Consider the following 10083-nt stretch of genomic DNA (forward strand, 5'->3'; position numbering starts at 1 on the left):
CGGCGAGAAGCGAGAGGGGGGAAGCGAGACAGAGTGAGTGGCCCATCGTGCTCTGAAGCAAAGAAATCAATGACTTGCCGATGACTTCAGGCATAAAAAAAGTCCACCCCAAATAGGGTGGACTTAAATGCCATTGTATATCGAGGGGGATACGCCGGTCCCGGATCCTCGACTCAGCAATGAGCACGCCATGCGAGATAGCCGCCATTTGCCATCTCGCTGTATAGATTGCATGCCCGATGCCAGCTTTTTGGTATCCTCAATAAAAACAATGGCTTGAGGTATTGGTGCCTGTTTGTGGGCTGCCAGGTGGCGGTCAGATGACTCGAGGCGTGCGCGCTGTTGGGCGATTCATGGTGCGTTGCAGCATGGTTGTGCACCAAATGCGTGCCGTTTTTCGAGCATATCCGTACGTCATCAATAACTTATGTGGCTTGCGGGTGTGGATAGCGGGTGTGGATAGCGGGTGTGGCTAGCAGGCATCGTCTGCCCGCTGGCACTGTACCTGTACCTCGCCGCCAGCCAGACGCACAGGCCACACCGTCAATGCGAGTGTGTCGTCGTCCAGGCATTGGCCATCACTGAGTCGATAGCGCTGCTTGTAGAGTGGCGAGATCACCAGTGGCTCTCCGGCGTGATCACCCAGCAGGCCGCGGGCAATCACGTTGGCGCCTGACACCGGATCATGATGGTCGATGGCGAACAGCGTGAGGTCATCGCTATCGGCTGTGGCCGGCAGCGTGAACAGGGCGATCTGGCAGGCCTGGCCGTCCGCCTCAAGCCAGGCGGCCACGCCGGAGCCCGGCACCAGGTCCTCGCGCTGGCAGAGTGTCACCCAGCGTAGCGGCGTCTGTGCCGTGGCAGAGGTGTCCTGTGTTGCAGAGGACGGGCTGGAGAGCGGATCGGTAGATGTCGTGGCGAGTGCAGGCGATGTCATGAGCGTACCTCCGTGGCCAGGTGGGTCGTTGACTGAGGTTGATGTTCTGCCACTGCTTCGCGGGCGCCACCGTCGCTGATGATCAGGTTGCCACTGGCCAGTTCATCGCGGCTGGCGGGGCGAATCTGGTCACGTTCGACGATATTGACCACGTCAGGGTCCGGGCGCTGGTCATTCACATAGCTGCGGAAGCGCTTGAGCTTCTCGGGGCTCTTGAGCGCATTGGCCCATTCGCATTCGTAGCGGTCCACCACCTGCTGCATCTGCTCTTCGAGGGTCTCGCCGAGCCCCAGACTGTCCTCGAGAATCACCTCTTTCAGATAGTCGAGGCCGCCTTCGAGGCCCTCGCGCCAGACGGAAGTACGCTGCAGGCGGTCGGCGGTGCGGATGTAGAACATCAGGAAGCGGTCGATGGTGCGAATCAGGCTCTCGTCATCCAGATCGGTCGCGAACAGCTCGGCATGACGCGGGCGCATGCCGCCGTTGCCGCAGACATAGAGGTTCCAGCCGTTCTCGGTGGCGATCACGCCGACATCCTTGCTCTGGGCCTCGGCGCATTCACGGGTACAGCCGGAGACGGCGAACTTGAGCTTGTGCGGGGAACGCAGGCCCTTGTAGCGGTCTTCCAGCGTCAGCGCCATCGCCATGCTGTCCTGCACACCATAGCGACACCAGGTGCTGCCGATGCAGGATTTCACCGTGCGGGTGGACTTGCCGTAGGCGTGGCCGGTCTCGAAGCCAGCGGCGATCAGCTCGCTCCAGATATCCGGCAGTTCATGCAGCTGGGCACCGAAGAGGTCGATGCGCTGACCGCCGGTGATCTTGGTATAGAGGTTGTAGCGTTTGCCGATCTCACCGATGGCGATCAGCTTGTCCGGCGTGATCTCGCCGCCGGGGATGCGTGGCACCACGGAATAGGTGCCGTTCTTCTGCATGTTGGCCATGAAGGTGTCATTGGTGTCCTGCAGCGGAATGTGCGAGGACTCGGTGATCGGCGCGTTCCAGCACGAGGCCAGAATCGAGCCCACCGCCGGCTTGCAGATCTCGCAGCCCAAGGCATCCGGATGGCGGCCGTGGCTGGCCATCAGCTCGGCGAAGGTCTCGATGCCTTCGACGCGCACCAGCGAGTAGAGCTCCTGACGCGTGTGCGCGAAGTGCTCGCACAGTGAGCGATCGACCTCGACGCCACGACTTTCCAGCTCGGCATCCACCACCTTCTTGAGCAGCGCCGCACAGCCCCCGCAGCCGGTGCTGGCCTTGGTGCAGGCCTTGATGGCGCCCAGATCACTGTTGCCGGCATCGATGGCGCTGCAGACATCGCCCTTGGAGACGTTGTGGCAGGAGCACAGCGTGGCGCTGTCGGGCAGGGCATCCGCGCCCAGCGTGATGGCTTCGCCACTGGCATCCGGCAGGATGAGTGCCGCCGGGTCCTTGGGCGCCGCGATGCCATTGGTGACGTACTGCAGCAGGGTGTCGTAGCGCGAGTTGTCGCCGATCAGTACCGCGCCCAGCACCTGCTTGCGGTCCTGCGAGACGATCAGGCGGCGATAGACGCCGTCGGCCTCGTCACAGTAGCGATAGCTGATCGCGCCCTCGCTCTTGCCATGGGCGTCGCCGATGGAACCGACATCCACGCCCAGCAGCTTGAGCTTGGTGGACATGTCGGCGCCCTGGAAGCGGAAGCTCTCCTGAGAGGCGCTTGCGGCATCGCCAGCGCTGGCGGCCAGCAGGGACGCCACGCCGCGTGCCATCTGATAGCCCGGCGCGACCAGCCCGAAGATGCGTGATTGCCACAGAGCGCACTCGCCGATGGCGAAGATTTCCGGGTCCGAGGTGCGGCATTCGTCATCGATGATGATGCCGCCACGCTCGCCGATCTCGAGGCTGGCGCTGCGTGCCAGCGCGTCCTGAGGACGGATGCCGGCGGAGAACACGATCAGGTCGGTCTCCAGATACTCGCCATCGGCGAAGTTCATCCGCCACTGATGGTGCTCGCCGGGCACGATGTCGGTGGTGGCGCGATTGAGGTGCACCCCCACGCCCAGCGCAGTGATGTGTTGCTTGAGCGCAAGGCCGCCATCCTCATCCAGCTGCACCGGCATCAGGCGTGGCGCGAATTCGACGACATGCGCTTCCAGGCCGAGTGACTTGAGGGCATTGGCGGCTTCCAGCCCGAGCAGGCCACCGCCGACCACCACGCCATGTGTCTTGCCATCGGCGGCAGCGCGAATCTGATCAAGATCTTCCAGGGTGCGGTAGACCAGACGATTGCTGGCGGCGGCCTCGCTTCCCGGCTCACCGAGGCCCTGGATGGGCGGCACGAAGGGGGTCGAGCCGGTCGCCAGCACCAGGCTGTCGTAGGGGTAGCGCCCGCGCGTGGTGATGACATGGCCGCCATCGCGGTCGATGGCGGTGACGCACTCGTCGAGGTGCAGGGTGACGCCCGCCTTGCGGTAGTCGTCGGCGGTGCCGAGCGCGAGAGATTCGGCATCACGCCCGGTGAAATACTCCGAGAGATGCACGCGGTCGTAGGCGATGTGGCGTTCTTCGCCGAAGACATGAATCTGGTAGTGCGCGGTAGCGCCCAGTGCGATCAGCTGCTCGACGCAGTGATGGCCAACCATGCCATTGCCGATGATGATCAGGTGTTTCATGCGGCCTCCTCGAAGGTGTCAGGGGTGTTGTCGGTCTTGTCGGTCTTGTTTGTGGTGTCGCGATCACGATGCTGGTCTGTCATGTCTTGAGTGCCCGGCTTCCCGCTGGGGTCATCGGGCGCCGTCGGCGGGCCGTTCTGGGTCAGTCCTGCCAGGGCTTCTGCCGGCATCAGCAGGAGGTCTTCGCGAATCCGGGTCAGTGGCGTACCGGCCTTGAGCGCTTCGAACAGGGCGTTGCCGGCACTGACGTCGCCGTAGAGCACCACGCCGACCAGGCGCTCCTCGCGCAGCAGCAGTCGGCGGTAGTCGCCCAGGGAGTGGTCCTGATAGACCAGCACCTCGTCATTCGGCTGGGGGGCAAGCTCGCCGCAGCTATAGAGGTCGATGCCGCTGACCTTGAGACGCGTCGCCAGTGGCACATTGCGATAGGGCGGAGTCGGTTGCACGAGAAGCTGGCGGGCGAGCACTTCGATCTGCGCCCAGATGGGCTCGATCAGGCCGAAGGTCTCGCCAGCCACCTCACAGCATTCGCCCAGCGCGTGAATGTGTGGATCGCTCGTGAGCAGGTAGCCATCGACCTGGATGGCGCGCTGACAGGTCAGCCCCGCAGCACGTGCAAGCTCGATTTCGGGGCGGATGCCGGTGGCGGCGATGGTCAGTCCGGCGCGCAGTTCGCGGCCATCCGTGAGGCGTACGCCGCTGATGCGGCCCACCGGCGACTCGAGCCACTCTTCGAGGTGCGCGCCAGTGATGATGTCGAGGCCACGCTCGCGAAGTTCCTGCTCCAGCAGTCCGGCCGCGACCTCATCCAGTTGACGGTTCATCAGGCGCTCGCTGCGCTGCAGCAGCGTCACCTCAAGGCCACCCTTGCGCAGGCCCTCGGCGGCCTCGAGCCCGAGCAGCCCGCCGCCGATGACCAGTGCGCCGGCGCCCGCCTGCCGTCCAGCAAGGCAGGCGGCCTGCATCTGCTCGACATCCTTCAGATCGCGAAAGCCCATCAGTCCCGGCGGCCAGTCATTGGCGGACGACGCCTTTGGCAGGTGAGCGGGCAGAGGCAGGGGTAACGCCGGGCGTGAGCCGGTCGCGATCACCAGCCGCTGATAGGGGATGCGGCCACCGCTGGCGGTCTCGACACAGCGGGTGGCGCGATCGATCTGGCTGACGGGGTCGCCGCTGATTCGTGTGATGCCGTGCCGCGAGAACCAGTCGGCCTGCTGGCTGATCAGGCCTTCGGTTTGTGTCTCGCCGGCCAATAGCGGCGAGAGCTGAATGCGGTTGTAGGGGAGGTTGGGCTCCTCGCCGATCACCGTGACCGGCCAGGGCAGCTGCTGATCAGGGCTCAGCGAGACCAGCTGCTCCAACAGCTTCTGCGCCGCCATGCCGTGGCCGATGATGACCAGTGCTGGCGTAGGCTCGCGGGTGGTAGATGACGGATGCATTCTGCCTCCTTGCGCTGACGTTCTGGACGCATAAAAAAAGCGCCTGCTTGCCGCCGTGATGATCACGACGTCAAGCAGGCGCCTTTGCCTGGAAGATGAGGGCTAAGCATTGGATAGCGAGTTGCAGTGTTCAGGTGACGATGTCGATGTCACCCACAACTGCGGCAGGTCTGGCGGACCGTTGGCTGCTGCATGTCACTCATCGGAGTGATGCGCTGCGAGACCTGCGATTCGGGGTCGTCATTGACCCAACCTGCCGATACTCAGGCGAATTCGGTGCCGCTTCAGAGAAAGTCGCTATTTTTCATCCACTTGCAGTTGCAGATGCTCGAGGCGAGGTCCTGCCATGGTCGAGTCGGTCGCGGTTGTGGGTGGCATCAAGGCAGGGATTGGTGCAGTCGCATGCGCTGATGCACATGGCTGGTGCGTCAGCGGTGCCTGGCGCTGGCCGTCTCGCGCTGTTCGCCTCCTGCTTCGGTAGCTTATGACGGCCAAGTGATTGTTATTTCTGGTGATTGGTCAGGGTTGGTCTGTTAAGTGCGTCTGTCAGGTCATTGGTGTGATACCTGATTGAGGGTTCGCGACTCCGCAAGCTTCACTGTTGCGAGACTCGCGAACCGGCCAACGGCGGCTCTTCAATCATGCACGCCATGTCGACGTCTCGAAGACGAGATTGCGCACCCATCGGCATGACGAGACCGTATCCACCGTCAGTTTCCATTGTCAGTCTGCAGGGCAGACCAGGACTGACAACGACAGGCAAAGGCGCCTGATGACCGCACATTACGTGGCGGGTCATCAGGCGCCTTTTTTCATGCTTACTGCACCAGGGAGTGATGTCGATGCAGGCCAGCAAGCCCCAGAGCACAAGTGAGTCTTCCCCCTGTAGCGCCTCGACGACCTGCCCGTATTGCGGTGTCGGGTGTGGCGTATCGCTTGAGCTGGAAACCCAGGTGCAGGAGGGCGGTGAGCTCAAGCGCAGGATCACCGCCGTCAGCGGCGACAACGACCATCCGGCCAATTACGGGCGTCTGTGCGTCAAGGGGTCTGCGCTTGCCGAGACACTGTCACCCAGCGGCCGTCTGACACGGCCTCAGATACGCGATGCCGCAGGCGTGCTGCGAGAGGTGAGCTGGGATACGGCGCTGGACCTGATCGCCGCTCGCTTCGGTGAGCTGCGCAGCACCCAGGGTGGGGACAGCATCGCCGCCTATCTGTCGGGGCAGCTGTTGACCGAGGACTATTACCTCGCCAACAAGCTGTTCAAGGGCTTCATCGGCACACCGCACCTGGATACCAATTCGCGGCTGTGCATGGCCTCGGCGGTCGTGGCGCACAAGCGTGCCTTCGGGGCAGACGCCGTGCCTTGCAGCTACGAGGATCTCGAACGTGCCGAGCTGGTGGTGCTGGTCGGCAGCAATCTGGCCTGGAATCACCCGGTGCTGTTCCAGCGCCTCAAGCAGGCGCGTATCGACAATCCCTTGCTGCGTATCGTGGTGATCGACCCGCGCCTGACCGACAGCTGCGAGATCGCGGACCTGTACCTAGGCATTCGCCCCGGCAGCGACGCGCGCCTCTTCAATGGCTTGCTGGCCTATATGGCCGAGCGCGGACGCACCGATCGCCTCTATCTGGAGGCCCACACCCAGGGTTTCGATGCGGCACTCAAGCAGGCGAAGCGTGACGACTGCTCGCTTTCCGCGATTGCGCGGGATTGCGATATCGATGTGGAGCGTCTCGAGACCTTCTATTACTGGTTCGCCACCCAGCTGCACGTGGTCACGCTGTTCTCCCAGGGCGTGAATCAATCGACCAGTGGCACCGACAAGGGCAATGCGATCATCAATTGTCATCTGGCAGGCGGCAAGATCGGACTGCCGGGCGCGGGGCCGTTCTCCATCACCGGGCAGCCCAATGCGATGGGCGGCCGCGAAGTCGGTGGGCTGGCGAACCAGCTGGCGGCACATATGGATTACGACACGCCGGGCGCGCGGGCGCTGGTCAGCGAGTTCTGGAAGGCATCGAACTTGCCCGAGGGGCCTGGTCACAAGGCGGTCGAGCTGTTTGCGGCGCTGGGGCGTGGCGAGATCAAGGCACTGTGGATCATGGCGACCAACCCGGCGGTGAGCCTGCCGGATAGCGCACGAGTGCGTGCGGCGCTGGCGGCCTGCCCACTGGTGATCGTCTCCGAGTGCATGGCCGACAGTGACACCCTGGCGTACGCCGATGTGGTGCTGCCGGCCAGCAGCTGGAGCGAGAAGGATGGCACCGTCACCAACTCCGAGCGCTGCATCTCGCGTCAGCGTGGCCTGCTAACTCCGCCGGGTGAGGCGAGTCATGACTGGTGGCAGCTGGCGGAGGTCGGAAAGCGCATGGGCTTTCAGGAGGCTTTCGACTACTCGGGCCCCCACGCGATCTTTCGTGAGCACGCCCGCCTCTCGGGGTTTCGCAATTCTGCGCCGCGTCTCAAGGCCGGTCGCAAGCCATCGGCGACTTCCTCGGTCAAGCGGCTGTTCAACATCGCGCCGTTGGCGGAGCTGGATCGCGCGGGTTACGACGCGCTCAAGCCGATCCAGTGGCCGGTACGCCGTGGGGACAAGGGCGAGCTGATCGGCACGCCGCGCCTGTTCGAGGATGCCACCTTCAACACACCCAATGGGCGCGCACGGCTGGTGCCCGTGGTACCGCAATTGCCGCAACAGGCGCTGAGCGATGCGGCGCCGCTGCGCCTCAATACCGGGCGTATCCGTGATCAGTGGCACACCATGACGCGCACCGCGCGCAGTGCTCGCCTGATGAATCATCGTGCCGAGCCTTTCGTGGAGCTTCATCCGCAGGATGCGGCGGCTCGTGATTTGCAGGATGGCGGTCTCGCGCAGCTCAAGGGGCGTGATGAGCAGGGCGGGCTGCGTGGAGATTATCGGGCTCGCGTCCGCATCAGCAGTGGTCAGCGTCGCGGGGAGGTATTCATTCCGATGCACTGGAGCGACCACTTCGCGAGTCACGCTCGGGCCGGTGCGCTGCTGGCGGGGCTCGTCGATCCCTTCTCCGGACAGCCGGAATCCAAGCATGGCGCGGTCGAGGTCGAGTCATTGCCGTGCGAGTGGCAGGCCACCTTGTTGATCGCCCCCTCCATTCTGGCCGGGCGTGAGGATCTGGCAGATGCCGTGGCCCAGCTCGACGGACGCTACTGGGCGCGTATTCCGCAATCGGCATTGGTGCGCTACCAGCTGGCAGGTCAGGGTCAGCCGGATTGGCAGCATTGGTGCGAAAGCCATCTGGGTGTCTCGGCGGGGCTCTGGGCACAGGACGCCGCCCAGGGTGGTATCAGCGCAGCGGGCTTTCGTGATGGGCGTCTTGTCTGGTGGCTGAAGGTGATGCCGGGTGACGCACACCTCGATCGCCAACCCAATATCGCCTGGCTGGGCGAGTGCTTCGCATCAGAGCAGCTCTCCGCGCATGAGCGGCGCAGCCTGCTGGCCGGCCGTCTCTCCGGGCAGGCGGACGTCGGGGCGATGGTCTGCGCCTGCCATCAGGTCGGCGAACTGACCATTCGTCAGGCCATCCAGTCCGGTGACGGTTCCGTGGAAGCCCTGGGCGCGCGACTGGCCTGCGGCACTCGCTGCGGTTCCTGCCTGCCTGAACTCAAACGTCTTGTGGAAGAGGAGCGATCCGATGAGCGGACTGATTCGTTGGAAATGGCGTGACCTGATATCGGTATCCAGCAGTGCAGAGTCTCTCGGGATTCTCATGGCACGGCTGACCGACGGCCTGGTGTCGCGGCGCGATTGGCGTGGCGAGAATCGGCATGCGCCAGCGCGCAGCGATGCCAACGGGATTTCTCCCGCCTGGGAGGCGTTTCTTCCGGGCCAGGTCGCGCTGGTGGGCGCGGGGCCGGGGGATCCGGACCTGATGACGCTCAAGGCTTGGCGAATGCTGAATGCCGCGGATGCGGTGGTCTATGACCGCCTGGTCGGCGATGAGATTCTCGCTCAGCTACCGGTGCACTGTGAGCGCTATTACGTCGGCAAGGCCTGCGGCAATCATAGTGTGCCGCAGGATGAGATCGGTGCGCTGATGGTACGCCTGGCGGGGGAGGGCATGCGGGTCGTACGCCTCAAGGGCGGTGACCCCGGTGTCTTCGGCCGCATGGGGGAAGAGCTCGCGGCCCTCGATGATGCCGCCATCACGCGTCATATCGTGCCGGGCATCACCGCGGCTTCCGGTGCGGCCGCTGCCCTGGGAATGCCATTGACGGACAGGGCGCATGCACAGCGTCTGCGTTTCGTGACCGCTCAGCTCTGCAGCAAGAGTGAGCAGCCTGAATGGCAGCAGCTGGCGCGTCGCGATGAAACGCTTCTCTTCTATATGGGGCTCAATCGTCTCGAGGTGATCTGTGATGAGTTGCAGCGTCATGGACTGCCGGCGGACTGGCCGATGATGCTGGTCGCCAATGCCAGCCTTCCCGAGCAGCAGACCCTGCATGGCTCGCTCGGCAATATGGTGAGTCGTCTGGCCGAGCATCCATTGCCGACACCGTGCCTGATCATCGTGGGCAGTGTCTGCCAGATGGCGGCTGGGCGAGAAAGTGCGCTGGCCGATGCTGTCGCGCATGCAGCGGCTCACATGTCTTGCAGGGAAGCTTTTGAAGAAGCGTGTTGAGGGGGGGATGGAAGGTGCGCTTGATGGGGCGGCGCTGGAAGCGCCGGTAGAAAACTGACTATATAGAGGGCTCTCCATGTGGTCCCCTTCGAGATGTCGTCCTGATGGCGCTAGAGAAACGCATGGGCCCGCTTTGCACTCTTTTGGACATTGCTGCCAAAAATCCCTTGCCCTCACGGCGGTTCGTGCGTAAAGTACGCATCCGCTGCCGGGGACGCATGGCGTCACCAGCGGTGAAAGAGGTTTGCAGGTGATTGTTTTGCTTGATGTTTTTGAAGCCCGCTTCGAAATCATCGATTGACAATTCCGGGCGATTCGCTAGAATACGCCGCACTCCTTACGGAACAGGTGATCGAGCAACGCTCCTCACCGCTTGATGATGCTTAGAGGC

Annotated in this window: 5 protein-coding genes; 2 read left to right on the forward strand and 3 right to left on the reverse strand. The window is 63.6% G+C overall.

Features of this window, described 5'->3' with window-relative positions; all coding sequences use genetic code 11:
- Positions 1–472: 472 nt before the first annotated feature.
- Genes nirD through ACJJV2_RS01775 form a run of 3 tightly spaced genes read right to left on the reverse strand, consistent with a single transcriptional unit; the run spans position 473 to position 5030 of the window.
- Positions 473–937 (reverse strand): nitrite reductase small subunit NirD, encoded by a 465-nt coding sequence (gene nirD / locus ACJJV2_RS01765; protein WP_405277879.1) that lies wholly within the window; start codon positions 935–937, stop codon positions 473–475.
- Complete coding sequence (nirB, locus tag ACJJV2_RS01770; RefSeq protein ID WP_405277881.1) at positions 934–3591, reverse strand: nitrite reductase large subunit NirB; 2658 nt, start codon at positions 3589–3591, stop codon at positions 934–936. The genes nirD and nirB overlap by 4 nt, the downstream gene beginning before the upstream one ends.
- Complete coding sequence (locus ACJJV2_RS01775; protein WP_405277883.1) at positions 3588–5030, reverse strand: NAD(P)/FAD-dependent oxidoreductase; 1443 nt, start codon at positions 5028–5030, stop codon at positions 3588–3590. Before ACJJV2_RS01775 ends, nirB begins: the two co-directional genes overlap by 4 nt.
- Positions 5031–5872: 842 nt before the next feature.
- Between ACJJV2_RS01775 and ACJJV2_RS01780 the strand changes: the two genes are divergently transcribed.
- A complete protein-coding gene (locus ACJJV2_RS01780; RefSeq protein ID WP_405277885.1) occupies positions 5873–8737 on the forward strand; it encodes a molybdopterin-dependent oxidoreductase in 2865 nt (954 codons plus the stop codon).
- Positions 8706–9692 carry a uroporphyrinogen-III C-methyltransferase gene (gene cobA, locus ACJJV2_RS01785; RefSeq protein ID WP_405277887.1) on the forward strand — a complete coding sequence of 329 codons (987 nt, stop codon included), beginning with the start codon at positions 8706–8708 and terminating at the stop codon, positions 9690–9692. Before ACJJV2_RS01780 ends, cobA begins: the two co-directional genes overlap by 32 nt.
- Positions 9693–10083 lie beyond the last annotated feature (391 nt).

It is taken from the genome of Cobetia sp. Ld8 (genome assembly GCF_045066615.1).
GTDB lineage: Bacteria > Pseudomonadota > Gammaproteobacteria > Pseudomonadales > Halomonadaceae > Cobetia > Cobetia amphilecti.